Source organism: Streptococcus sp. 121, from assembly GCF_016458205.1.
In the GTDB taxonomy this organism is placed as follows: Bacteria; Bacillota; Bacilli; order Lactobacillales; family Streptococcaceae; genus Streptococcus.
The window spans coordinates 1-23,562 of the sequence record NZ_JAEMED010000021.1 but is presented as its reverse complement, the minus strand read 5'-3'; the positions used below and the strand labels follow the sequence as shown (position 1 = coordinate 23,562).

Here is a 23,562-nt window from a genome sequence, read left to right as displayed (position 1 = left end):
ATTCTTTTTTGCCTGGATAGCCTTAGCATGATACAATAGTAACAGCAGGTTGAAAGGAGCTTTTTATGAATCAGTTAACAACCATGTTGGATCAAGAGTTTGGTCTTACCTTTCAAGATACAACACTCTTAGAAACAGCTTTTACTCATACTTCCTATGCCAATGAGCACCGTCTCTTAAACATTTCACATAATGAACGTTTGGAATTTTTAGGAGACGCTGTTCTACAGCTTTTGATTTCCGAATATCTGTATGCTCGTTTTCCGGAAAAACCGGAAGGGGAGTTGTCTAAACTTCGGTCGATGATGGTCCGAGAAGAAAGTCTTGCTGGTTTTTCCCGGGATTGTCAATTTGACCAATATATCCGCTTAGGGAAAGGGGAGGAAAAAAATGGAGGCCGTTCCCGCGAGACGATCTTAGGCGATCTCTTTGAAGCCTTTCTAGGTGCCCTGCTTCTAGACCAAGGTGTGGAAGCCGTTCGAACCTTTATAGCCACTTACATTATCCCCAAAATTGAAAAAGGACAGTTTGAGCGCGTGGTGGACTATAAAACTCACCTTCAAGAACTGCTCCAGGCTGGGGGTGATGTCCAGATTCGCTACCAAGTTCTAAAAGAATCGGGGCCTGCTCATGCCAAAGAATTTCTAGTTGGAGTCTTTCTGAATGACCAAGAATTGGCTAGAGGGTTGGGACGTTCCAAGAAATTAGCCGAACAGGAAGCAGCTAAAAAGGCTGTCGCAGAAAGGGAAGCGCATGTACTTAAAGGAAATTGAAATCCAAGGTTTTAAATCCTTTGCCGACAAGACCAAAGTGGCCTTTGACGATGGCGTAACCGCCATCGTCGGGCCCAATGGCTCTGGAAAAAGTAATATTACAGAGAGTCTGCGTTGGGCCTTGGGAGAATCCAGTGTCAAAAGCCTCCGTGGAGGCAAGATGCCGGATGTTATTTTTGCGGGAACGGAAGCTCGTTCCCCCCTTAACTATGCCCGGGTGCGGGTAACCTTGGACAATCAGGATCAGTACTTGGCTGGTCAAGGGGAGCAGGTTCAGATTGAACGGCAGATTTTCCGGAATGGAGATAGTGAGTACCGGATTGATGGACGTAAGGTGCGTTTAAAAGACATTCATGAGCTTTTTATGGATACCGGTTTGGGAAGGGATTCCTTTTCGATCATTTCCCAGGGAAAAGTCGAAGAAATCTTTACGAGTAAGCCAGAGGAGCGTCGGGCTATTTTTGAAGAAGCCGCGGGTGTTCTCAAGTACAAAACGCGTCGTAAGGAAACAGAAAATAAACTCAAGCAGACCCAGGAAAACTTGGACCGCTTGGAGGATATTCTCTACGAACTTGAATTGCAGTTACCTCCCCTCAAAGAGCAGGCGGAGGTTGCCCGCCGTTTTCAAGACTTAGATGGTCGGCGGTACCAAGCAACTTTGGATTTTATCCTAGCGCAATTGGGTCAAGGGAAACGCGAACTAGATCAAGTGGTTGCGGCTTTAACGGAGGTTGAGGGCAAGTTGACGTCTTTCAAGGAGCGGCGTTTGAGCTTGGAGGAGGAGCTACAGGTTTGTCGAACCAAGGCGCAAGCTGTTGAAGGGGAGATGGCTAAGAAGCAGGAAGATTTATTGACCTTGACTTCTTTGGTGGCGGATTATCAAACCAAGCAAGCCTTGCTGAAGCAGGAACGTCAACAATCGGGTCAGGTGGAAGCTGAAGGGCGCAAGCGTCTCGCTGAACTGACTCAGGAAGAATCTGCTCTCAAACAAGCCCTTCAAGACTTAGAAGAGGGATTGGCTTCGGAGGCTCAAGCTTTGGCTTTACTGAAGGATGTAGAGAAGGGACTTCGTGACCGTCTCAGTCAAGCAGATGACCCAGAAAGTCATTTGGAGCAACTGCGCGAACATTACTTGGAACTCCTACGCAAAGAAGCAGATTTGAGCAACCAGGCGACGAGTTTAGAAACGCAATTGGAAGCTCAGGAAGCCCAGGATTCTCAGCGAAGTCAAGAGCGGCAAGAGCTGGGGCAACAGTTGCAGGAGGCAGAAAGTCAAACCCAGCGTTTGAAGACAGAACTAGAAGCTATCGAAAGGGAATTAGGGGCTGCGCTTAAGGACTTTCAAGATCGTGAGGCAAAACTCGTCCAGCTTCGTCAATCCTATCAGCAGCAACAGGAAACTTATTTCGGTCAGATGGAAACGGTCCGCAAGTTGGATGCCCGTCGGGAGACTTTGGGAAATATTCTCGCCAATCATTCCAATCTCTACGCAGGTGTTCGCAGTGTTCTGGCCGCCCAAGACCGACTTGTGGGGATCCGTGGGGTGGTTAGTGAACACCTAACCTTTGACCTACGCTTCCAGCAGGCTTTGGACGTGGCCTTGGGAGCTAGCAGTCAACACCTGATTGTGGAAGATGAAGAAGCAGCGACCCAGGCCATTCGCTATCTTCAGGAAAAGCGGGCCGGTCGGGCAACCTTCCTGCCATTGACACGAATTCAAGCACGGACCATCTCAGACCAGCAAGCAGCCACCCTGGCTCAGGCACCCGGATTTTTGGGGATGGCGGTTGATGTGATTCACTTTGATCCGGAATTGGCGGGAATCTACGGTAATCTTTTGGGAACCATTGCGATTTTTGAAAGTATTGACCAGGCTCGCCAAGCGGCCCGTAGTCTCAACTACCGCCTGCGCTTGATCACCTTGGATGGTTCGGAAATTCGTGCTGGTGGCGCCTATGCCGGAGGAAGTCAGCGGAACAACCAGAGCCTGCTGCTGAAGCCAGAATTGGAGCAGGTTCAAGCGCAGCTGCAAACTGCCCAAGTTGATTTACGACAGTTAGAACAATCCTTGGCCCAAACCAAAAAAGAGGTCGACGCTGGTCAAGCTGACCTCGAACAGCTCAAAACGGATGGTGAAGCTCTTCGGCTTCGGGAACAAGCGACCCGCCTCAATTGGGAACAGGCTCAGAATGATTACCAACGCCTGAAGGAGCTTTTGCGAAATCAACAAGAAAGACTTGGGGAAAATGCGCCTGCCCAGTTGCAAGAAAGACTGGAATCGTTACAAGAAACTCTCAGAGAAGTCGGACTAGACAAGGTTAAACTGGAAGCCGATCTAGAAGCGCTTCGTGAAAACAAGGACGCTCATCGTGATCAGGTTAAGGCCTTGGAAGAGAAACTTCAGAACTTGCTAGTGGAACAGACAGGTAAAAAAGGCCAGCTCAATCTCCTTCAGAGTCAGAAAGATGCCAAGCAGGCTCAGTTAACAAGTCTTGAACAAGAGCAGGCTGAGTTAGAAAGACGCCTTCAGCAGTTGGCTTCTCTTGAAGACTTGCAAGGCCAAGCCAGTGATTTGGAAAGTCGCTTGCAAGAAGCTCAAGCCGAAAAAGATGCTTGTCAGCAGGCCCTCATTCGACTTCGGTTTGAGAAAGAGGACTTGGAAGCCCAAGTGGAAGACTTGAATGATCACCTAGACCAGGCCCGTCGGGAAAATGAAGGCCTCATTCGGCAGGAAGCTCAGCTAGATTCCCAACGATCTAGTTTAGAAGCTGCCTTACGACGGGATTTGCAGCGCTTGACAGATGATTACCAGATGACCATCGAAGCTGCGCGTGAACAGGCTCAACCGGTTGAAGACCTTGAGCAAGCACGGGAAGAACTCAAGCAGTTGGAACGAGCGATCAAGGCATTAGGACCTGTGAACTTGGCAGCCTTGGAGCAATATGAAGAAGTTAAAGAGCGGCATGATTTCTTGAATAGCCAACGTCAGGACATCCTGGATGCTAAAACCTTGTTGCTGGATACCATGGATGAGATGAACCAAGAAGTTCGGGAACGATTCCAAACGACCTTTGAAGCCATTCGTCAGAGCTTCAAAGAGACTTTCCGTCAGATGTTTGGTGGTGGTCAGGCAGATCTCTTGTTAACGGATCCGGACCTGCTGGTCGCAGGTGTGGAGATTTCAGTTCAACCTCCTGGTAAAAAGATTCAATCCCTAAATCTAATGAGTGGTGGGGAAAAGGCGCTCTCAGCTTTAGCCTTGCTCTTTGCAATTATACGTGTTAAGACCATTCCTTTTGTCATTTTGGACGAAGTAGAAGCGGCCTTGGATGAAGCCAATGTGAAACGTTTTGGGGATTACCTCAAACGCTTTGACCAACGGTCTCAATTTATTGTCGTAACCCACCGTAAGGGAACCATGGCAGCAGCTGACAGTATCTACGGTGTCACCATGCAGGAATCCGGTGTATCGAGTCTGGTTTCTGTTCGTTTAAAAGATATGGAATAACAAAAAAATTCGACCTCAGGGTCGAATTTTTTTGTGACTATTCACCTTGATATGCTTCCAACTTCCAATCAATCTTATCGCCATCTTTGAGTTCAACATCTTGAGCTCCCTTGTCGCTCATTTGGCCATTGACGTCAAAGAGCCAGTATTTTTGCTCATCTGGTTGTTGTTCCACGCCGTTGATAGAAGTTACCAATCCGTTTTCTTCTTTGATGTCCATTTGCGCTTTCATGACATCTAGCAATTTATCGCCTTCTTTGAAAGAAAGTTCAAAAGGACTGTTTTCAATGGCTTTGCCGTCTTGGGTCACAGAAACTGTAATGTTGGACTCCACAACCTGGCTGCTAGACGCAGACGATGATGAAGAGGATTCTGTGGCAGACTGGTTGTTCGTAGCACAACCTGTAAGGGCTAGGGCAGTAAGGGCGAGCAGGGCAAATTTCTTCATAAAAAACTCCTTAAAAATGATATTGTTTGCGTAAAACCTTTATCAGGGGACTTAAAATAGGTTCCAAGATCAGGTAGAAAAGAGCGTTGCCTAGAGCGTGCAGGAGGTCGAAGGGCAGTCCTTGCAGGTAGTAGGCCCAAAAGTTGCTGACGCTATAGGTTTGAGCGGAGAAAAAGGAAATGACGAAACCGTAGAGGAAGCCGAAGAGAAAGGCGATCATGCTAAACAGAATTAGCCTAATTTTGGGCTTGGAAGCTAGGCTTCGATAGAGTGGGCGGAGGCCATAGAGGCCTGCCATGAGGATCGTATAAGTCAGGATCTGATAGATGGTCCAAGGACCCATCCCCAAGAAAATGTTGGAGATGACAATCGTCAGGGCTGCTACGATAACGCCATCTGCCAAGGTCAATTGCAGGGTTAACATCATTAAGATGGCGGTGACGGGCTGAATGTTGGGTAGGGCAGCCGTCACTTGGCGGCCAACAAAACAAAAAGCTGCCATGACGGCCAAAAAGGCCAGACGGCGACTGGACCAAACTCGTTTATCCATGGGGATACCTCTTTTTCCTATTTCATATTCATTTTAACATAGGTTTTTATTTTCTGTCTATCAAAATCCCTTTACAGCTGGTCTTTTTGAGTCTATAATAGAAAGCGATTTCAACAAGATGAAGGAGCAGGGAAAATGAAAGTCCATACTGTGAAGAGTGCCAAGCAAATCAGTGAAAAAGAACTAGTCGTCTATCTAGCCGAGAAAACAGACTTGGATTTGGATTCGCTACTGGAATTGGTGGAGATTCGGGATTCAGAAGGAGAGGCGATTCTGGTTAAGGAGGCCGAGTGGCAAAAAGAAGGACAATCCTTCTCCCTTAAAGCGAGTTTGCAAGTGGATGCTGCGGCACCTTATCAGGTTCAAGTAGGGGATTCCCTTGTGAATAGCTTTCTGGATTGGAAATTGATGGATCAGTTCTCGGCCTCTGCGGCCAGATTGGGACTTGTAGTGGGAGAAGATGGGAGTCACGTTCGCTTTGCTTTTTGGTCTCCTTCCGCCCGGTTGGTTGAGCTTATCTTATACGATAAGGAACATGCCGATTTAGAGCTTGCTCAGATTTCGATGAATCTTGAAGAAAAGGGAGTCTGGGCCTTGGATTTGGACGCCAACAAGGAGTTGGGAATCACCGATTTACGGGGGTATTTTTATCATTTCCAAATCCATCGTGGCGACCAGATTGTACGAGTTTTGGATCCCTACGCTCCGTCCTTGGCAGCTTGGTCTAGTGAACAGAGACATAGGGGACTGGCCTACCAAGTCGCTAAGGGAGCTATCCTGGACCCCAGAGCAACTGGTCGTAGGGATTTAGATTATGTGAAAATACCAGGTTTCAAAAAACGGGAAGACGCCATTATTTACGAAGTCCATGTGCGTGACTTCACCTCTGATCCTGAAAGTCTGGAAGAATTAGAAGCTCCTTTTGGAACCTTCGAGGCGATGGAAGAGCGCCTGGATTATATCCAGTCGCTAGGAGTGACACACGTCCAACTATTACCTGTACTTAGTTATTATCTGGCGGATGAATTCCAAGCCCGGCAAGGTCTGTGGAATTATGCATCTGGAGGAACCAATTACAATTGGGGTTACGATCCGCAACATTATTTTGCATTGACAGGGATGTATTCCAAAAATCCAGCTGATCCAGCACTTCGAATTCAGGAGTTTAAGAACCTGGTGGCAGCCATTCATGATCGGGGCATGGGAGTCATTCTGGATGTCGTCTACAATCATACTGCCCAGCTAGGGATTTTTGAAGATTTGCAGCCCCATTACTACCATTTCATGGATGAGGATGGCCAAGCTCGAACCAGTTTTGGTGGAGGTCGCTTAGGCTCAACCCATGCCATGACCCGTCGGATCATGATTGAATCCATTGCCTACTTGATGGATGTTTACAAGGTGGATGGTTTCCGCTTTGATATGATGGGGGACCATGATGCGGAGGCGCTGGATCAAATTTCGCGTATTGTTCTGGCTGTAAATCCCTGGGCTCTGATTTTGGGTGAGGGCTGGCGAACCTATATTGGAGATGAGGGCGATACAAGTCCTGCTGCCGATCAAGACTGGATGTCCAAGACAGATAAGGTGGCTGTCTTTTCAGACCATTTCCGTAATAGCCTCAAGTCTGGTTATCCAACCGAAGGGGAATCTGCCTTCTTAACGGGCGGTCCAACCGATATTGACGACCTCTTCCAGTCTCTTAAGGCTCAACCTTCCAACTTTGAGGCGGATCAACCAGGGGATGTTATCCAATATATTGAGGCTCATGATAACTTGCCATTATTTGACATTATTGCCCAATCCATTCGTAAGGATCCAGCTCATCCAGAAAATATGGCGGAAATTCACCGCCGTATTCGTTTGGGGCAACTGCTCTTATTCACTTCTCAAGGGACAGCCTTTCTGCATGCTGGACAGGAGTATGGTCGGACCAAGCAATTCCGCCACCCTGATTTTGAGCAGCCGGTTGCCAAGAACTTGGAGCCTCATAAATCCTATCGACTTGAAGATGCGGATGGAACTCCCTTCCAGTTTCCTTATTTTATCCATGATTCCTATGATGCTTCAGATGCGGTGAACCGCTTTGATTGGGCTAAAGTTCGAAATAAGGAGCTTTATCCCCATGCAGTGCAGACTCTTGACTATACCCGTGGTCTGATTGCCTTGCGAAAAGCAGAAGAGGTCTTTCGTCTGTCAGATCGGCAGCAAGTGGATGAAAAGGTGCACCTCCTCACCCCAGGGGTAGGAGAAGATCTGTTTATCGCTTATCAACTAAATATCAGCCTTGAAGAAGTTTTGATGGTACTGGTCAATGCGGATAATCAAGCTCGGGAAATCCGTCTGCCTCCGTTAGAAGTCGCAAAATCCAGGCAAGTTCTAGTGGATGGTGAGCAGGTGAATGTGACTGGAATTCCTGTAAATCAACAACAAGGGCTGACCTTTAAGGGAAATAGGGTCGTCTTGGATCCCTTGACTGGAGCGGTTCTGAAAATCCGTCTCTAATGTGGTATAATTTTTCCAATCAGAAAATGGAAAGAGATGACTATGGCAGAGAAAACCATTGTATTTAAAGTCGGTACATCTTCCCTGACCCAGGAAAATGGCAATCTGGATCGGATTAAGATAGCTCGGATCACCAACCAATTAGCCCAGTTGCACCAGCAAGGCCACCATATCGTTTTGGTGACCTCGGGATCCATTGCGGCGGGGTTCCGTCGCTTGGGCTTTGACAAACGACCGACTAAGATTGCGGAAAAACAGGCTTCTGCTGCTGTAGGGCAGGGGCTCTTAATTGAAGAGTACACTCAGAATCTGATGAAGGACGGGATTGTCACAGCCCAGATTCTCTTAACCCAGGATGATTTTGCGGATGCCCGGCGTTATCAGAATGCTTCGCAAGCCCTGCAGGTTTTACTCAAGCAGCGGGCCATTCCGATTATTAACGAAAATGATACCATCGCCATCGAGGAAATCAAGGTTGGGGATAATGATACCCTCTCTGCTCAAGTGGCTTCCTTGTTGAAGGCAGATCTTTTGGTTCTTCTGACGGATGTGGATGGACTCTATACAGCCAATCCCAATCAGGATCCCAATGCCCAGCATTTGCCAGTGATTGAGTCCATTGGTGAAGAACTCTTTGCCATGGCAGCTGGAGCTGGATCTTCCAATGGAACAGGGGGGATGACGACCAAACTCCAGGCGGCTCAAATTGCAACCAAGTCTGGAGTCCCAGTCTTTATCTGTTCCTCTAAAGAAGATACAGCCCTTTTGCAGGCTGTGACACAAGAAAATCGCGGCACTTACTTCTTAGAAAATAACCATGCCATGAATCAGCGGAAACAGTGGATGGCCTTCTATGCCCGGGTGGATGCTCTAGTCGAAGTTGACCCAGGAGCTGTCGAAGCACTCTTACATAAGAGCCGGAGTTTGCTGGCGGCCGGAGTGGTGCAGGTGGAAGGTGAATTTGAAGTTGGACAGGTGGTTGAAGTCTACAGTCAAGAGTCGCATCAATTGATTGGTAAGGGGCGCGTGCGTCTGTCGTCTGCGGATTTGGAGCAGGCCTTGAAAGATGGTAAGGCTGAGGGACTGTTGATTCACCGCAATGATTGGGTAACCCTATAGGAGAAAGTATGAAAACAACACAAGAATTATTGGATTCATTATTGGAGCACAAGGCCTCTATCAATTTGGCCAGCAGTCAGGTGAAAAACCAGGCGCTTGCAGCTATGGCGAACCAACTTGAAGCCCAAGCAGATGCCATTCTAGCCGGGAACGCCTTGGATATGGAAGCGGCCCAGGGAAGAATCAGCCCTGTTATGCAGGACCGGCTCTTGTTGACCAAGGAACGCATTGAGGCCATGGCGGCAGGAATTCGGGTCTTGATTGATTTAGAAGATCCTGTTGGCCTAGTCTTGGAAGAGCAGGTTCGTCAAGATGGGTTGCGGATTCAAAAACGTTCGATTCCTTTTGGCTTGGTCGGGATGATTTATGAGAGTCGTCCCAATGTAACGTCTGATGCGGCGGCTCTAGCCATTAAGAGTGGAAATGCAGTGATGTTACGGGGAGGAAAAGAGGCCTTTCATTCTGCACAAGCAATTGTAACTGCTTTGAAAACTGGTTTAGAAGAAGCTGGCGTCCACCCAGGTGTTATTGAATTGGTTCAGGACACCAGCCGTGCATCAGCTCAGGAAATGATGACGGCCAAGGGCAAGATTGATCTCTTGGTTCCACGGGGAGGTGCTGGACTCATCCAAGCAGTTGTCGAACAGGCAACAGTTCCAGTGATTGAAACAGGGACAGGAATTTGCCACGTTTATATTGATCAGGATGCAGATCTAGACATGGCGGTCTCCATTGCTGTTAATGCCAAAACCAGCCGCCCATCCGTCTGCAACTCGGCTGAAGTTCTAGTTGTTCATAAGAACATTGCTCCTGAATTTTTACCAGCTTTTGAGGCAGCTTTGGAGGGGAAAGTAGAGTTGCGGGCAGACCAAGAAGCACAAGCTTTCTTGAAGCAATCGACCCAGGCAGGTGAACAAGATTTTGACACTGAATTTTTAGATTACATCATGGCTGTGAAAGTGGTCGACGATGCGCAAGCTGCCATCGCGCATATCAATGAGCACTCGACTGGACACTCCGAAGCCATTGTGACGGATCATTCAGAAACAGCCAACCGCTTTACCTTGATGGTGGATTCTGCAGCTGTTTATGTCAATGCTTCCACCCGCTTCACGGACGGAGGCGAATTTGGCCTCGGTTGTGAGCTCGGCATTTCAACTCAAAAAATGCATGCGCGTGGTCCGATGGGACTAAGAGAAATGACAACCTACAAGTATGTTGTTAGCGGCCAAGGTCATGTTCGTTAGGAGAGAGTTATGAAAATCGGATTTATCGGAATCGGCAATATGGGGGGAGCCTTGGCTAAGGCAGTGGCCCAAGCTGACGACACAGAACTTCTCCTCAGTAATCACAATCCAGCCAAGGGTCAAGGACTAGCAGAGGAATTAGGAGCAAGACTAGCCAGCAATGAGAAGATTGCTGCTCAAGCAGAGGTCATTTTCCTTGGAGTGAAACCCTACTTGATAGCAGACTTGATTTCCCAACTTGCACCTCTAGCTAAACCGGGAACAATCTGGGTATCCATGGCTGCTGGCGTGACTTTAACCAGCCTTTCTCAGCACCTGCCTGCAGAAAATCTCATCCGGATCATGCCGAACACACCGGTAGCCATTGGCCAAGGCATGACTACCTACAGTTTAACGAATACAGAGTTAGCACCTGTGGTGGAAACCCTATTAGCCCCAAGTGGTCAACTCATGCAAGTGCCCGAAAAGCTGATGGATGCTGCCACAGCTTTAGCAGGCTGTGGACCAGCCTTTGTCTATCAAATGATTGAAGCCCTAACCGATGCCGGTGTGGAACAGGGCATTCAAGCTATGGATGCTAAGTTTTTGGTTGCTCAAACTCTCTTAGGGTCAGCCCAAATGGTTCTTAATTCAGACAAGCACCCAGCCCAACTCCGACAAGAAGTCACCTCACCAGGAGGATCCACGATTGCTGGGGTTGCCAGTCTGGAAAAAAATGGATTCCGCTCAGCCCTCATGCAAGCCATCAGTGCAGCAGTCCAACGAACACAAGAATTAGGTAAATAGACAGATGGCAGAAAACAAGTTCGCCCCAACGGGACAAGCTGTAGAAGAGGTTTTTCAAAGTATCAAATCCGTAAAAAAACAAGCTGATGCCGACTTACTTCTGGAACTCTACACCAGTATCAGTCAAGAAAATCCTCTTGTATGGTATCCTGGAATTATTGGTTTTGGAGAGACTGAGTATCGTCTGGACTCTGGTCGAACAGGCCTTACACCACGCTTGGCCTTTGCGCCCAGACAGACAACATTTTGTTTGTACTTTGATCCAAGTTTTCTTGAGGAACAAGTTTCCCTGCTTAACTCCTTAGGAAAATACAAGACTGGCAAGGGCTGTGTTTATATTAATAAACTGGCCGATATTGACCTTGATGTTTTGCAAGAGTTGCTGAAGCAGTCACTGTAGAAATCTTTTAATGAAACAGATTTTTGTTTGACTTGTTTCACACATTTGATATAATTTAAGTAGAGATAAACGAGTTTGTATATGATACTTGTTGTCTTCAAGGAGATTCCGTGCCATACTGGAAGTTTTAAAATGGGTTGTCGTTTCGACAACCTTATTGTGTCTTTAAAGGATTTGTCCATGAAATAAGATTGATGTTAGTATGAATTCTCGAACATTATTTGGAAAAAGTATTTCAACATTGAAATCTATCTAATAAGACCCCAGTATCTGAATAAGTCTTGGAAAATGAAGATATGAGTAAATCAATTTTTAGAAAGTTGTATAATAGTACAGTAGTTTGGTATCATGGAACTACGTCTATTCAAGTTACTTCTTTAAAAAATGGGATAAATGTCTATCATAGTAAGCGTAACTGTGATTTTGGTATAGGCTTCTATGTGACATCTAAGTACAACCAGGCTGTTAAATGGGCTCGACGAAAAACAAAAGATGAGTTACCATTTAATTCAAACGTGAAACCGGTTGTTCTAAGTTATCAATTTCAAACATCTGCTGATATTGAAACAAAGATTTTTGAAATTGATAAAGAATATTTTCAGTTTGTGTACCAAAATAGATTAGAATTAGATGCTAAGACAGGCATGAATAATCATAAATTTTCTTCAGTATTTGGACCAGTTCTTGATGGTCAGGTTACGCGCTTGAAAGTGACTTTAATTGATTACTTCAAGGGAATAAATTCTTTAGAAAAAACTGCTGGTATACTTTTGGGAAAATATCAGGATGATACACAACTTTGTATATGTGATCAAAAAATTGCAGACAGACTCATACTAGTTAAGGAGGAATTTATATGATGTTAGAGAATGAAAAACAAGCTCTTAAAACAGAAGTAGAACAGTTCTTATGGAAGAATTATCATATTATTCCCGAAACTGTCTCGTCTGTAACCAATGTTGTATTGCAGAATTGGTTTGAAGAGTTGGATCATGAGGGGTCTCATTTAACAGCAGATCTTATTGCTGATAATATAGCAGATATTGCAAATCGTTATTCTGTTTATTGATGAGGGCTCCTCAAAAAGCTATAATTATCGTAATATGTATCTCAAATAGGCAAAAGCTCCCTATTTGGACATACAAGTCAAGTTTGAATGGAAAAATAGTTTAAAATTGCTTTTGATTCATTTTAGTGTATGAAAAGGCTGCAATTATATTAGCAAATTCCATGTCGATCAACGATTGCCACTTTGGAAATAAGAAACAGACTAAAAAGGTAGGAATCTAAATCCACTCAAGTGGACTGGATGCCTACCTTTTCGTCTGCTATGGTTCCTGTTGGAGATTTTGGTTGATCAAACCAATCTCTTTTTTCATTTTCTGATAATTGATGAAGTAAATAAGGATATAAATGAAAACGTAGATGGTCTCAAAAAGAAGGATTGCCTGCCATTTGAGAGGGAACCAGCCTGCAAGTAGAGCTAGGGAGGTAAAACCAAGACTAGTAACGATGAAGTGGGTCAGGGTCATTCGAAGGAGGCTCCAGTCTTTGTGGAATATCGTATCACTCCAGGAAAATAGGAGACCAACTCCAATCCAAATCAGGATGGATATGACAAAGGTGCCAACTTCATTAAAGTGAGCTAGATAGAATTTTCCACTTTCTGAGAAAGGGTTGAGGGGATAGTAGTCCCCTTGACCGAATAGGGCGGATGTAAGTAGAGAAATGACTAACCCCATAAAAATGGAACGGGTTACAATAGTAAACAATTTTTTCATAATCCTAAGACCTCCTTGTTGGTTTTCAGATAGTGACGAGAAGAATAGGTCTGATCACCATCCAGAAAATGAATGAGAACCAAGCCATTCGTGGTTAATTCTAAGTGTTTAATCTGATCCAAGTTTACGACCTCTGACTGAGAAATCTGTAAAAAATGAGGGGGAATGATTTCTTTTATCTGGTAGAGTCGTAGTTGTGCATGAAAGACTTGTTGCTTGGCACGAACTTGCAAGATTCGATTTTCCAGATAGATTCTAGTAATCTCTCTCCATTTTAAGAAATGAATTTCTTGGTCTAATTTGACAGTCAATTGATCTTTTGAGTGTTCAATGTGATTGGCGTAGGCAGTGAGTTCAGAGAGTTGAGGAGTAAGAGAGCGAATCTTGAAATTCACTAAAACTTCGGAAAATGATGGATCAATGGTTTTTTTTTTACCTTCATAACATTTCCTCCTTTCTACATCTATTAAACCATGGAAAATTTGAAAATGATAGAGGGTTTGTCTATGTGGTCGAAATGGGTGTCCAATCGGTTGAAATCCTATTGTTAGCGGCTATTTTGTGTTCGTTGCGGTAACGACTTTCTATTCAAATCAAGTATTGTCTCAAACCTTATCCGTGTATGTAGAGAGCTGATTGTCTATCTAATTACTAGTAGGTTCTCCCTTTTGTTATTCTCATCTTTTGACTATCAAGGAATCTGTTTTATGTTGGGCAGATTCCGTTTTCTATTTCCTGTTCCCCAGCCTCTAGGATTGTTTGGTATAATAGGAACGTATGAACTCAATGAAAATTTCAAGAAGACAAGGGAGTGGGTTATGAAAATCATTGCGACAGACTTAGACGGTACGTTTTTGGATGGCAATCATCAATTTGACCAGGAACGTTTTTCGAAGTTATTGGATCGTTTAGAGGAGAAAGGGATTGTGTTTGCGGCAGCGTCTGGTCGGGGAATTGCTTCCATGCGGGAACTGTTTGCACCCTTTCGGGATCGGATTTATTTGATTGGTGAAAATGGGTCGATTATTGAAGAGCGGGGGGAAGTGATTTGGTCTCGCACGATGGATGAGCTGGCGGTGGAAGAGTTATTTGTGACTTTGGAATCCAGTCCTTATGTCGACAAGAATCAGCTGATTTTTTCTGCAGAGAATGAGGTTTATGCCTTGAATACGGTTGATCCAGAATACTTAGCCTTTTCACGTCGTTACCATCCCAACGTTCAGTTGATTGGGAATTTAAAGGAAATGCGGGAACCGATTTTCAAGGTAACTCTGAATTTGAAACCGGAAGAAATGGTCGAAGGCTTGGCTTGGATTGCGCAGGCCTTACCAGATTATTCGGTGATGACAACGGGCTTCCAAACCTTAGATATTGTTCCTACAGGGATTGATAAGGGGGGTGCTCTTGGGCGCTTGTTGATTATGAAGGATTGGCATCCGGATGATTTAGTGGCTTTTGGAGATCAGTTTAATGACCGTCAGATGTTGGAATTGGCTGGTTTGGCCATTAGTCCGGAAAATGCGAAAGATGAAATTAAGGCTTTGGCAGACCGTGTGATTGGACCTGCCAGCGAGGGCTCTGTGCTTACATATATGGAGGAGATGGTTTGATGGATATTCGTTTAATTGCCCTTGATTTGGATGGAACCTTATTAACGAGCGACAAAAAGATCAGCCCACGAACCAAGGCAGCCCTTGCCGCTGCACGGGAGCAGGGTGTTAAGGTCGTTTTGACGACAGGACGTCCGCTTAAAGCCATGAATTTTCTGTTAAAGGAGTTGGAGCTGGATGCTCAGGAAGAAGAATATGCGATTACCTTTAATGGTGGTTTGATCCAACGCAATACAGGGGAGATTTTAGCGGAGGCTCGGTTTAGCTACGACCAAGTTCAGGAACTCTACCAGCTTAGCCGTGACTTGGGCTTACCCTTGGATGTTATCCAGGAAGGGACAGTCTTTAATATTGAAGGACCGATTGCCTCACGTTACCAGTCTTTCAACCCAAGCTTAGATTTTAGCTTGATTTCCTTTGCCGACTTAGATGAGCAAGCCTTTTATAATAAGTGTATCTCAGCTCATGACGCAGCTGCTTTAGATGGGGCCTTAGAACAAATCCCAGCCCCATTTTTTGAAAAATATGGAATCTTTAAGTCCAGAGATCAATTGCTAGAGTGGTTGCCAAAAGAGGCGGATAAGGCAAGAGGGTTGGAGAAATTGACGGCTCTCCTAGGCTTAAGCAGGGATCAGGTCATGGCCTTTGGGGACGAGGCCAATGACCTAAGCATGATTGAATGGGCAGGTTATGGGGTTGCCATGGGCAATGCAGTGCCAGCCTTGAAAGAAGTGGCTTGGAAGGTCTTGGATTGGACCAATGACCAGGACGGGGTCGCTCGTGCCGTTGAAGAATATATATTGAAGGAGAAAGAACATGGGGCTATTTGATCGCCTATTTGGAGTTGAGAAAAAGGAACCAGTTGAGGAAGAAGTTGAAGAGACAGTGGCAAGTGAGGCGGTCGAGACAGACGAAGCGGAAATGGCATCTGAATCTGAGTTGCCCACTGAAGAAAAAACTGAATCTGAAGACTTAATGGAGAGTCAGGTCGAAGAAGTTTCTGAGTCAGACTCTGAAGAAATGACTTCAGAAGTTGAAAAGGTAACAGCCGACACCTTACCAGATTACTACGTACAAATGCGCGCTCAACTGGATGCGGCTAGCCGCAAGGTTGAGGAAGAACAATTTCAGGAGGCCTTGGAAGAAGTCCGCAAACGTCGGGAAACCGAGGCTGAAAAGTACAATCGAAGCTTGCAGAAAACCCGCTCAGGTTTCTTGGAAAGCCTCAATGCTTTCTTTGCCAATTTCCGAGCGGTGGATGAGGAGTTCTTTGAGGAATTAGAGGAGCTCTTGATTACCAGTGATGTCGGTGTCCAGGTCGCAACGCAATTAACGGAAGACCTTCGTCAAGAAGCACGTCTGGAAAATGCCAAAAAACCGGAAGATCTTCGCCGGGTCATCATTGAAAAATTAGTAGACATCTATGATAAAGATGGCCATTACGAAGAAGAAATCAACTTCCAAGAAGGTCTTACTGTCATGCTCTTTGTAGGTGTCAATGGAGTCGGGAAAACCACCTCCATTGGAAAATTGGCCTATCGCTATAAAGAAGAAGGTCGTAAGGTCATGTTGGTGGCAGCGGATACCTTCCGCGCCGGAGCTGTGGCTCAGTTGGTTGAATGGGGTAACCGCGTCGATGTTCCGGTTGTAACAGGACCTGAAAAAAGTGATCCCGCCAGCGTCGTTTATGATGGCTTGGAGCGAGCCCAAGCTGAGGAAGTTGATGTACTTCTGATTGACACAGCTGGTCGCTTACAAAATAAAGACAATCTGATGGCTGAGTTGGAAAAAATTGGTCGGATTATCAAGCGCGTGGTTCCAGATGCGCCACATGAAACCCTCCTATCCTTGGATGCTTCAACAGGGCAAAACGCTTTAGTCCAAGCTAAAGAATTCTCGAAGATTACCCCGGTGACAGGGATTGTCCTCACCAAAATCGATGGTACCGCCCGCGGTGGCGTTGTGCTAGCGATTCGTCAAGAATTGGATATTCCCGTTAAACTAATTGGTTTTGGGGAAAAATTGGACGATATTGGTGACTTCAAGTCTGAACAATTTATGCGTTCCCTCTTGGATGGCGTTTTTGTGTCGGACATTGACTAAGGTTATTTCTGACGGAATTCGGTTTATCTAATATGAGGCTGGACCTTGGTGTACCAGCCTTCACTTTTTGGTAGATGTGATAGATTGGAGACTTTAGATGGCACTCCTAGGCCTCTTACTCTTATTTGCTTTTTCAGGTTACCTGGCGAACTTGGAGAAAGGCAAGCGTTTTAATCTTTTCAAGGCATTGTTACTGGTGGCAGGTGAAGCCTTCATTGGAATGATCTTATTTACGCTGTTTGCTTTTCTCATTGCCATTTCAGACGTATCCCTTGTTTTGTTAGATTCAGGAAGTTCATTGTTTGTGGTGGTCTTGTTACTGGCGGTTCTCAATGGTTTTATTCTCTACTGGATCAATCGTTGGTTTTTCCCCACCTTTTCCATCTCGAACCAGGTACAAACCCTTTGTGAATACATTATCCAGTGGCTCTTGATTTATGTGACGGTTTATCAGGACCTTTTTAACAATTTGAACAGCTTTTTAAAACTGGCGGAATTATCCGCTAGTGAATTTGGAAAGTGGGATCTAACGCACCCCAGTGTTTTGACTTTACTAGTCCTCCCTTCCTTAATCTCCGTTTGGGTCGGCATTATTTTGTATAAAACCAAAGAGGATACGATTTTAAAAAGGATTCGCAGCGCGAATCCTTTTGCGATTACCAAATCCATTTGGCATCAAATTGGGCAAGAAGCTTGTCTGCAGCTTCGGGTCCATGGGAACCGGCTGGGTAGAAGTGGAGGGGACTTTGGTCCTCGCGCCAGCTTTGTTCGATTTTGTCGATCAACTTCCAGCTGGCCTTCACTTCATGCCAGTGGCTGAAGTTGGATGAATTGCTTTGAAGGGCTTCGAAAATCAGTTTCTCATAGCCTTCAGGTCCTTCAGCTCGGTCGAAAGAAGTGATGGCTTGAGGAACAATCTTGAAATCATAGCCAGGTTCTTTTTGGTTGAAGCGCAAGGAGATGCCCTCTTCAGGTTGGATGTAGAGGGTTAAAATGTTTGGTTCTAAACTCTCATTGAAAATGGTCTGTTCTTGTTTAAAGACAATATCCACTCGTGTAGCCTTTTCAGCCAAGCGTTTACCGGTGCGGATAAACATAGGGACATTGCGGAAACGGTCGCTGTCGATAAAGAAGACACCGGCGAAGTAAGTCTCGGTCATGGATTCTGGATTTACTTTAGGCTCTTCGCGATAGCCTGCTAAATCCTGGTTAGCGGTGTATTGTCCCCGTACAAAGTGGCTGGCTAGCTCTTTTACACCAGGCTTCTTCAAGGATTGGAAGACCTTGACCTTTTCTGCCCGGATATCATGCTTGCTGAAGGAATGGGGTTTATCCATGGTTAAAAGGGACAAAATCTGTAGGGCATGGTTTTGAACCATATCCCGAAGGGCGCCGGATTGGTCATAATAATCTCCGCGCTCTTCAACACCTAGCTGCTCGGCTAGTGTAATCTGGATGTTGTGAATGGAGTGGCGATCCCAGATGCGATCGATAATGGGGTTGGCGAACCGCATAGCATAAATGTTTTCGACCATCTCCTTGCCTAGATAATGGTCAATCCGGAAGATCTGATCTTCACGGAAGGAATCCATCAGTTCCTCGTTGAGCACACAAGCAGATTCTAAATCGGTTCCAAAAGGTTTCTCGATAATGAGGTGTTCAAAACCAAGTCCATCGATGATGCTCTCGGATTTAAGGTGTTTGGCGATGGTTCCAAAGAACCGTGGAGACATGGAGAGGAAGAAGAGTTTGTTATTTTCTGCCCGGTAACGATCATTGAGCTGGCTTTGGAGAGCTCGGATATTCTGATAATCTGCTACATTGGTCACATCGTGACTTTGGTAGTAAAAACGAGAAGCAAATTCTTGAGCTTGAGCTTGTTCTGTCACTAAATCTTGAATGGATTCCAAAACAACTGCTTCATATTCTTCTTTGGACCAAGGACGGCGAGACGCTCCAATAACGGCGAAATTGTCTGCTAGTTTTCCAGCTTTGAAGAGACGAAATAGGGCTGGATACAGCTTACGCTTGGCCAGATCTCCGCTGGCACCAAAAATAGTAATGATAGCTTTGGCAGGCATAGGGAACCTCTTTCTGTGTTTTTTAAAATTATACCATATTGAGGTAGATGAAACAGGACTAAGAGTCGGCTAAATCATCAAAAGGAGTCAGTTTATATTGGAAAGAATCCTTTTTTTTTGATAGTATGAAAGTGGGAAAAGCAATAGAATTGGCAATTCTTAAATATGAGGGAAAGGAGTTGTGTATGGATTGGTATGAATATATGGTGAAGGCTGCAGAAAACTCTCGTTTTAATACTGCTCATTGGTTTCGATATCTTAGAAAAGTCATTTTTGAGGCTTCCACTTATTTAACTGCAGAAGATGTTCAGAGATTAATTGAATCTGAAAGCTTAACGAATTTTCAAAAGGTTAGTTTACAACAGGCAGTTTCAATAGGTTCTCCAACTCATGATTATATCGTTGCTTTGAATAAAAAAAGTCCCTTAAACAATGTGCGACATTTAATGGAGAAGTATAAGCATGGATAAAATGAAAGTAGTTTTCCAAGCTCTAGATCAAGAATTAACCCAAGCTAATCTCGATTTATCAATTATCTGTGTTGGAGGTTTTGTACTTGAATACCATGGTCTTCGAGCAACGCAAGATGTGGATGCATTCTATGAGGAATCACACGAAATAAATAGGATTATTGCAAAAATTGGGAAACTTTTTCATATTAATACGCGTGAGGAACAGTGGTTAAATAATGAGGTGGCCAATTTAAACCCGGCCCCGGATCTTGAGATCTGTGAATTATTATACTCTTTTCAATCTTTAACTGTATATATTGTTCCCCTAACCTATGTGATGGGGATGAAGATTATGAGCTCTCGTGAACAAGATGTGCTTGATATTGGTAAAATTATTAAAATGGAGAAAATGACTTCTCCTTTTGAAACCTTCCGAGCATTGAAAGAGTTAGGATTTGAGAATATGGATTTTCTGTGCTACTTGAAGGATTCAGTTATGCGTATGGATTGGAATGGCTAGAGAGCTTTTTTTGTGGAAAATCAGGAAAAGCTACAGAGATTTTTTTAAAGTTAGCGACCCGAACTTGGGTCGTTTTTTCATGCCCAAACCACCCAGCCTATGCTATACTTAAGGTTATGGATAAAAATATCACAAGAATTGCAGAAGAATTAACGATTACCCAAACCCAGGTCCAAACTGTTTTGGACCTCCTTGCTGAAGGAGCAACCATTCCCTTTATTGCTCGTTATCGGAAGGATAAAACAAAAGGGTTGGATGAAGTGGAAATTAAGACCATTGCGGATCGAATGGCGAGTCTGACAGCCTTGGACGAACGAAAAGCAACCATCCTGGGTAAAATTGAAGAACAAGGAAAATTAACTCCAGAACTTCAGTCCGCTATTGAAGCAGCTGAAAAAATGACGGAATTGGAGGAGCTTTACCTTCCCTATAAGGAGAAAAAACAAACCAAGGCCAGTCTAGCTCGCGAAGCTGGTTTATCTCCGCTCACACGTTTGATTTTTCAAGGTGCAGACAATCTGAAAGCTGCGGCAGAACCTTTGACTTCTGAGGCCTATCCAACAGCGTCGGCGGCCATTGAAGGAGCCAAGGAAATTGCCATTGAAGCTATTTCTGAAAATCATGGTCTCCGTTCCTGGCTCTACCAAGAAGTCCGTGACAACTCGACCCTTACCAGTCAGTTGAAAGATGAGGAAAAAGATCCCAAGCAAGTCTTTGAAAACTACTATGACTTTTCAGAAAGTCTTGCAAGTCTCCCACCTCACAGACTTTTGGCCCTGAATCGAGGTGAAAAACTTGGAGTCCTTCGCATCAAGTTTGATCACCAGCTAGACAAGATGCAACGCTTTTTCTTGGCTCGTTTTGTCAAAAAAACGGATTTGTTGGCTCAAGTGGTCGATGAAAGTCTGAAAAAACGTCTGCTTCCTACCATGGAGCGCCGCCTTAAGTCTGAAATGCTGGAAGTGGCGGAAGAAGGAGCCATCGAACTCTTTTCAGATAATCTCCGCCACTTATTATTGACAGCTCCCTTGAAAGGGAAGATGGTCCTTGGTTTCGACCCTGCCTTTCGAACAGGGGCTAAGTTAGCGGTTGTGGATCAACTGGGAGACCTCCAGACCACGGAAGTTATCTATCCGGTTAAACCCGCTAAGGCCTCTGAAATTGAGGCTGCCAAAAAGCGTCTGAGCCAACTCATCAGGGATTGGAAAATCGAGATTATTGCTATCGGAAATGGAACAGCCAGTCGCGAAAGTGAAGCCTTTGTAGCAGAAGTCTTAAAAGACTTCCCAGAAGTAGCCTATGTCATTGTCAACGAAAGTGGAGCATCGGTGTACTCCGCCAGTGAATTGGCTCGTCAAGAATTTCCAGATTTACCGGTAGAGAAGCGGTCTGCCATTTCTATTGCCCGTCGTCTACAAGATCCTCTGGCAGAGTTGGTAAAAATTGACCCCCAATCCATTGGTGTAGGCCAATACCAGCATGATGTGAGCCAGAAAAAATTACGGGAGCAGTTAGACTTTGTGGTCGAAACCGTGGTGAACCAAGTGGGAGTCAACGTTAATACTGCCAGTCCAGCCCTTTTAAGTCATGTCTCTGGCTTGAACAAAACCTTAACGGAAAACATTGTCCGCTATCGCCAAGAAGAAGGGGCCTTCACCAGTCGCAAGGACTTGAAGAAGGTTCCTAGACTTGGGGCTAAGGCCTATGAGCAGGCAGCTGGTTTCTTGCGGATTCCGGATGCGGCTAATGTCTTAGACCGGACGGGAGTCCACCCGGAAAATTATTCGGTGGTGAACAAACTCTTTGAGAAACTTGCCATTGTAGATCTAGACGTTACGGCTAAGAGCAAGCTGTCCAGTCTTTCTATTTCAGAAATGGCAGATGAACTGGGTGTTGGACCTCTAACCTTGGAGGATATCATTCAAGATTTGTTGAAGCCTGGACGTGATTTACGGGATTCCTTTGCGGGTCCACAATTGCGGTCAGATGTCTTGGATATTAAGGATTTGAAACCAGGGCAAAAACTCGAAGGTGTTGTTCGCAATGTCGTGGACTTCGGAGCATTTGTAGATATTGGTGTTCATGAGGATGGCTTAGTTCACATCACCCAGTTGAGTAAAAATTTTGTCAAACATCCAAGTCAAGTCGTTTCTGTCGGAGACTTGGTGACGGTTTGGGTCTTGGACGTACAGGTCCCTCAGAACCGGATTAGCTTGACCATGGTGGAAGAAAATGGATCTAACTAGCTATGTTCAAAAAGTTTCCCTAGAAGATTTTGGGAAACCATTCAGACATGAGGCCGTGTGGAATCGGCGGCTTCGCACTTCGGGCGGCCGCTTTTTTCCGAAAGATGGTCATCTGGAATTTGCTCCGAGAATCCTTGAGGAGTATGGTGAGGCCGTTTTTCGTCAGGTAGTTCGGCATGAGCTGACCCATTACCATCTTTATTTTGAAAAAAAGGGTTATAGACATGGGGACGCGGATTTTAAGCGCCTGTTGAAAGAGGTGGATGGCTTGCGCTATGCACCGCCACCAAAAAATAGCAAGCGACACACCTATGTCTGCTCCGTTTGCGGCCAGCATTTCCAGCGTCAACGGCGCATCCAGCTGGACCGCTATCGCTGTGGCGCTTGTGGGGGCCGCTTGATGGAGAAGATAAATCCGCCTCAAGGCTGATGAAGTCGAACTGGGAACTTGCTATAATGGCAATAGAAAGTGAGGAGATCATCATGACCAAGTATTATAAAATGCGGAAAGGAAAAATTGTAAGTGGTGTATTGGCCGGATTGGCGGATAAATTCCGGATTGATCCGACTCTAGCCCGGGTTCTATACGTGCTCTTCCTGTTACTGACAGATGGATGGGCCCTATTTCTCTATATCCTTCTCTCCGCTATCCTGCCTTATAAAGAAGATTTAATTGAATATGATGATGAAGTAACCTACAAGGATGGTCGCCGTCGCAAGACTGCGGAACCGATTGAGGAAGACGACTGGACATGGTAGGTCAGAAGGTCGAGACTGGGCGCTGCCCAGTCTTTCTTTTTAGGAAAAGGAAAAATTGTCAGAGGGCTTCTTATACCAATTTAATTTCAAAATCAGAATACTCAAAGCAGTTTGAAATCTGACTCGAATCTTAATTTAGGAATTGAAGAAGAGGTTTAACAAGGTTCAGATTTTGAACTGCACAGAGTATTAGATGCTATAATCCCGAGTTTATCACTTTGTGTTGTAAGCAATCCAGCTCAACCGCTTGATAGAACTGGATTTTTTCAACATTTTTTGCACAAAACACTTGTTGTATATGGTTGTGTATGATATAATAGAAATATGGCTTTTATTAAAACGACTACTAACAAAGAAGGTAGGACTCATGTTTATCTTGTTGAAGGATATCGTAAGGACGGGAAAGTAAAACAAAGAATACTTCACAAATACGGTCTGCTTGATGAAATGGAGGAAAGTGAACCAGGTATCTTGGATCGACTGAAGAAGGAGGCTAAAGCTGGCCTTTTAAATCCAGAAAAAACTATCCAAGTTACCTATGATCTACTTGCTCCCATGAATGAACCAGACAAATCTTATGGCTGGATGGTCTTCGATGACATTTTTGAAGAGTTACGGCTTCCAAATTTTATGAAGCATCTAAAAACAAATGCCAAATTCGATTTGACAAAAGC

General features: G+C 44.9%; 22 protein-coding genes and 2 pseudogenes. 19 read left to right on the top strand and 5 right to left on the bottom strand.

All coding sequences use genetic code 11. From position 1 onward, the window contains the following. Positions 1–65 precede the first annotated feature (65 nt). Both rnc and smc read left to right on the top strand, forming a co-directional pair. Positions 66–773, top strand: a complete 708-nt coding sequence (gene rnc / locus JEQ21_RS05610; protein ID WP_196091325.1) for a ribonuclease III — start codon at positions 66–68, stop codon at positions 771–773. Next, positions 754–4,281: a chromosome segregation protein SMC gene (gene smc / locus JEQ21_RS05605; RefSeq protein ID WP_199364476.1), complete on the top strand. Its 3,528-nt coding sequence runs from the start codon at positions 754–756 to the stop codon at positions 4,279–4,281. The genes rnc and smc overlap by 20 nt, the downstream gene beginning before the upstream one ends. 37 nt (positions 4,282–4,318) lie before the next feature. Here the strand turns inward: smc and JEQ21_RS05600 are convergent, their stop codons facing one another. Together JEQ21_RS05600 and JEQ21_RS05595 are read right to left on the bottom strand one after the other, a co-directional pair. Then, positions 4,319–4,729 (bottom strand): DUF4430 domain-containing protein, encoded by a 411-nt coding sequence (locus JEQ21_RS05600; RefSeq protein WP_196091323.1) that lies wholly within the window; start codon positions 4,727–4,729, stop codon positions 4,319–4,321. Positions 4,730–4,739: 10 nt separating this feature from the next. Next, complete coding sequence (locus JEQ21_RS05595) at positions 4,740–5,279, bottom strand: ECF transporter S component (RefSeq protein WP_196091322.1); 540 nt, start codon at positions 5,277–5,279, stop codon at positions 4,740–4,742. A gap of 135 nt (positions 5,280–5,414) precedes the next feature. On the opposite strand from JEQ21_RS05595, the gene JEQ21_RS05590 reads away from it, so the two are divergent. The 7 genes from JEQ21_RS05590 to JEQ21_RS05560 all read left to right on the top strand — a co-directional run bounded on the left by JEQ21_RS05590 (position 5,415) and on the right by JEQ21_RS05560 (position 12,405). Beyond that, positions 5,415–7,784: a pullulanase gene (locus tag JEQ21_RS05590; RefSeq protein ID WP_199364475.1), complete on the top strand. Its 2,370-nt coding sequence runs from the start codon at positions 5,415–5,417 to the stop codon at positions 7,782–7,784. A gap of 42 nt (positions 7,785–7,826) precedes the next feature. Next, positions 7,827–8,903 carry a glutamate 5-kinase gene (gene proB / locus JEQ21_RS05585; protein WP_199364474.1) on the top strand — a complete coding sequence of 359 codons (1,077 nt, stop codon included), beginning with the start codon at positions 7,827–7,829 and terminating at the stop codon, positions 8,901–8,903. 8 nt (positions 8,904–8,911) lie between these two features. Next, entirely contained in the window at positions 8,912–10,150 is a 1,239-nt protein-coding gene (locus JEQ21_RS05580) for a glutamate-5-semialdehyde dehydrogenase (RefSeq protein ID WP_199364473.1), read from the top strand. Positions 10,151–10,159: 9 nt separating this feature from the next. Next, the gene (gene proC, locus JEQ21_RS05575) at positions 10,160–10,936 is read left to right on the top strand and encodes a pyrroline-5-carboxylate reductase (RefSeq protein WP_199364472.1); all 777 of its coding nucleotides are present in this window, start codon (positions 10,160–10,162) and stop codon (positions 10,934–10,936) included. Between the two features lie 4 nt (positions 10,937–10,940). Then, entirely contained in the window at positions 10,941–11,336 is a 396-nt protein-coding gene (locus tag JEQ21_RS05570) for a DUF1801 domain-containing protein (protein ID WP_199364471.1), read from the top strand. A 296-nt stretch (positions 11,337–11,632) separates the two neighbouring features. After that, positions 11,633–12,196, top strand: coding sequence for a DUF3990 domain-containing protein (locus tag JEQ21_RS05565; protein ID WP_199364470.1), 564 nt, complete (start codon positions 11,633–11,635; stop codon positions 12,194–12,196). Beyond that, positions 12,193–12,405, top strand: coding sequence for a hypothetical protein (locus tag JEQ21_RS05560; RefSeq protein WP_199364469.1), 213 nt, complete (start codon positions 12,193–12,195; stop codon positions 12,403–12,405). Before JEQ21_RS05565 ends, JEQ21_RS05560 begins: the two co-directional genes overlap by 4 nt. 259 nt (positions 12,406–12,664) lie before the next feature. On the opposite strand, the gene JEQ21_RS05555 is transcribed toward JEQ21_RS05560, so the two are convergent. Then, positions 12,665–13,117 carry a DUF3021 domain-containing protein gene (locus tag JEQ21_RS05555; protein ID WP_199364468.1) on the bottom strand — a complete coding sequence of 151 codons (453 nt, stop codon included), beginning with the start codon at positions 13,115–13,117 and terminating at the stop codon, positions 12,665–12,667. Further along, entirely contained in the window at positions 13,114–13,512 is a 399-nt protein-coding gene (locus JEQ21_RS09910; RefSeq protein WP_199364467.1) for a LytTR family DNA-binding domain-containing protein, read from the bottom strand. Before JEQ21_RS09910 ends, JEQ21_RS05555 begins: the two co-directional genes overlap by 4 nt. A gap of 423 nt (positions 13,513–13,935) precedes the next feature. Between JEQ21_RS09910 and JEQ21_RS05545 the strand changes: the two genes are divergently transcribed. The 4 genes and pseudogenes from JEQ21_RS05545 to JEQ21_RS10285 form a co-directional block, all read left to right on the top strand. Then, positions 13,936–14,727 (top strand): HAD family hydrolase, encoded by a 792-nt coding sequence (locus JEQ21_RS05545; protein WP_199364466.1) that lies wholly within the window; start codon positions 13,936–13,938, stop codon positions 14,725–14,727. Further along, the gene (locus tag JEQ21_RS05540; protein ID WP_199364465.1) at positions 14,724–15,557 is read left to right on the top strand and encodes a Cof-type HAD-IIB family hydrolase; all 834 of its coding nucleotides are present in this window, start codon (positions 14,724–14,726) and stop codon (positions 15,555–15,557) included. The genes JEQ21_RS05545 and JEQ21_RS05540 overlap by 4 nt, the downstream gene beginning before the upstream one ends. Next, positions 15,544–16,830 carry a signal recognition particle-docking protein FtsY gene (gene ftsY, locus JEQ21_RS05535; RefSeq protein WP_199364464.1) on the top strand — a complete coding sequence of 429 codons (1,287 nt, stop codon included), beginning with the start codon at positions 15,544–15,546 and terminating at the stop codon, positions 16,828–16,830. The genes JEQ21_RS05540 and ftsY overlap by 14 nt, the downstream gene beginning before the upstream one ends. Before the next feature lie 97 nt (positions 16,831–16,927). Next, positions 16,928–17,428 (top strand): annotated as a pseudogene (locus JEQ21_RS10285) (SA1002 family membrane protein); the annotation flags it as partial. 58 nt (positions 17,429–17,486) lie between these two features. On the opposite strand, the gene zwf reads toward JEQ21_RS10285, so the two are convergent. Continuing rightward, on the bottom strand, positions 17,487–18,911 hold the full coding sequence (gene zwf / locus JEQ21_RS05530) for a glucose-6-phosphate dehydrogenase (protein WP_196091308.1): 1,425 nt from the start codon (positions 18,909–18,911) through the stop codon (positions 17,487–17,489). Between the two features lie 185 nt (positions 18,912–19,096). Between zwf and JEQ21_RS05525 the strand changes: the two genes are divergently transcribed. The 6 genes and pseudogenes from JEQ21_RS05525 to JEQ21_RS05500 form a co-directional block, all read left to right on the top strand. After that, positions 19,097–19,381 carry a hypothetical protein gene (locus JEQ21_RS05525; protein WP_196091307.1) on the top strand — a complete coding sequence of 95 codons (285 nt, stop codon included), beginning with the start codon at positions 19,097–19,099 and terminating at the stop codon, positions 19,379–19,381. Next, a complete protein-coding gene (locus JEQ21_RS05520) occupies positions 19,374–19,883 on the top strand; it encodes a DUF6036 family nucleotidyltransferase (RefSeq protein WP_233340764.1) in 510 nt (169 codons plus the stop codon). The genes JEQ21_RS05525 and JEQ21_RS05520 overlap by 8 nt, the downstream gene beginning before the upstream one ends. A gap of 116 nt (positions 19,884–19,999) precedes the next feature. Then, the gene (locus tag JEQ21_RS05515; protein ID WP_199364463.1) at positions 20,000–22,129 is read left to right on the top strand and encodes a Tex family protein; all 2,130 of its coding nucleotides are present in this window, start codon (positions 20,000–20,002) and stop codon (positions 22,127–22,129) included. After that, a complete protein-coding gene (locus JEQ21_RS05510) occupies positions 22,116–22,559 on the top strand; it encodes a SprT family protein (RefSeq protein ID WP_199364462.1) in 444 nt (147 codons plus the stop codon). The genes JEQ21_RS05515 and JEQ21_RS05510 overlap by 14 nt, the downstream gene beginning before the upstream one ends. Before the next feature lie 53 nt (positions 22,560–22,612). Beyond that, a complete protein-coding gene (locus tag JEQ21_RS05505) occupies positions 22,613–22,888 on the top strand; it encodes a PspC domain-containing protein (protein ID WP_233340762.1) in 276 nt (91 codons plus the stop codon). Positions 22,889–23,212: 324 nt separating this feature from the next. Further along, a pseudogene (locus JEQ21_RS05500) lies at positions 23,213–23,562 on the top strand (IS1634 family transposase); the annotation flags it as partial.

Excerpts from the sequence above, each read along its gene's own strand:
- rnc (WP_196091325.1), top strand. The coding sequence starts at position 66 with ATGAATCAGTTAACAACCATGTTGGATCAAGAGTTTGGTCTTACCTTT.
- proC (WP_199364472.1), top strand. The coding sequence starts at position 10,160 with ATGAAAATCGGATTTATCGGAATCGGCAATATGGGGGGAGCCTTGGCT.
- JEQ21_RS05525 (WP_196091307.1), top strand. The coding sequence starts at position 19,097 with ATGGATTGGTATGAATATATGGTGAAGGCTGCAGAAAACTCTCGTTTT.
- JEQ21_RS05590 (WP_199364475.1), top strand. The coding sequence starts at position 5,415 with ATGAAAGTCCATACTGTGAAGAGTGCCAAGCAAATCAGTGAAAAAGAA.
- JEQ21_RS05515 (WP_199364463.1), top strand. The coding sequence starts at position 20,000 with ATGGATAAAAATATCACAAGAATTGCAGAAGAATTAACGATTACCCAA.
- JEQ21_RS05595 (WP_196091322.1), bottom strand. The coding sequence starts at position 5,279 with ATGGATAAACGAGTTTGGTCCAGTCGCCGTCTGGCCTTTTTGGCCGTC.
- JEQ21_RS05600 (WP_196091323.1), bottom strand. The coding sequence starts at position 4,729 with ATGAAGAAATTTGCCCTGCTCGCCCTTACTGCCCTAGCCCTTACAGGT.
- zwf (WP_196091308.1), bottom strand. The coding sequence starts at position 18,911 with ATGCCTGCCAAAGCTATCATTACTATTTTTGGTGCCAGCGGAGATCTG.
- JEQ21_RS05545 (WP_199364466.1), top strand. The coding sequence starts at position 13,936 with ATGAAAATCATTGCGACAGACTTAGACGGTACGTTTTTGGATGGCAAT.
- JEQ21_RS05570 (WP_199364471.1), top strand. The coding sequence starts at position 10,941 with ATGGCAGAAAACAAGTTCGCCCCAACGGGACAAGCTGTAGAAGAGGTT.
- JEQ21_RS05580 (WP_199364473.1), top strand. The coding sequence starts at position 8,912 with ATGAAAACAACACAAGAATTATTGGATTCATTATTGGAGCACAAGGCC.
- proB (WP_199364474.1), top strand. The coding sequence starts at position 7,827 with ATGGCAGAGAAAACCATTGTATTTAAAGTCGGTACATCTTCCCTGACC.
- ftsY (WP_199364464.1), top strand. The coding sequence starts at position 15,544 with ATGGGGCTATTTGATCGCCTATTTGGAGTTGAGAAAAAGGAACCAGTT.
- JEQ21_RS05520 (WP_233340764.1), top strand. The coding sequence starts at position 19,374 with ATGGATAAAATGAAAGTAGTTTTCCAAGCTCTAGATCAAGAATTAACC.
- JEQ21_RS05510 (WP_199364462.1), top strand. The coding sequence starts at position 22,116 with ATGGATCTAACTAGCTATGTTCAAAAAGTTTCCCTAGAAGATTTTGGG.
- JEQ21_RS05505 (WP_233340762.1), top strand. The coding sequence starts at position 22,613 with ATGACCAAGTATTATAAAATGCGGAAAGGAAAAATTGTAAGTGGTGTA.
- JEQ21_RS05555 (WP_199364468.1), bottom strand. The coding sequence starts at position 13,117 with ATGAAAAAATTGTTTACTATTGTAACCCGTTCCATTTTTATGGGGTTA.
- JEQ21_RS05565 (WP_199364470.1), top strand. The coding sequence starts at position 11,633 with ATGAGTAAATCAATTTTTAGAAAGTTGTATAATAGTACAGTAGTTTGG.
- smc (WP_199364476.1), top strand. The coding sequence starts at position 754 with ATGTACTTAAAGGAAATTGAAATCCAAGGTTTTAAATCCTTTGCCGAC.
- JEQ21_RS05560 (WP_199364469.1), top strand. The coding sequence starts at position 12,193 with ATGATGTTAGAGAATGAAAAACAAGCTCTTAAAACAGAAGTAGAACAG.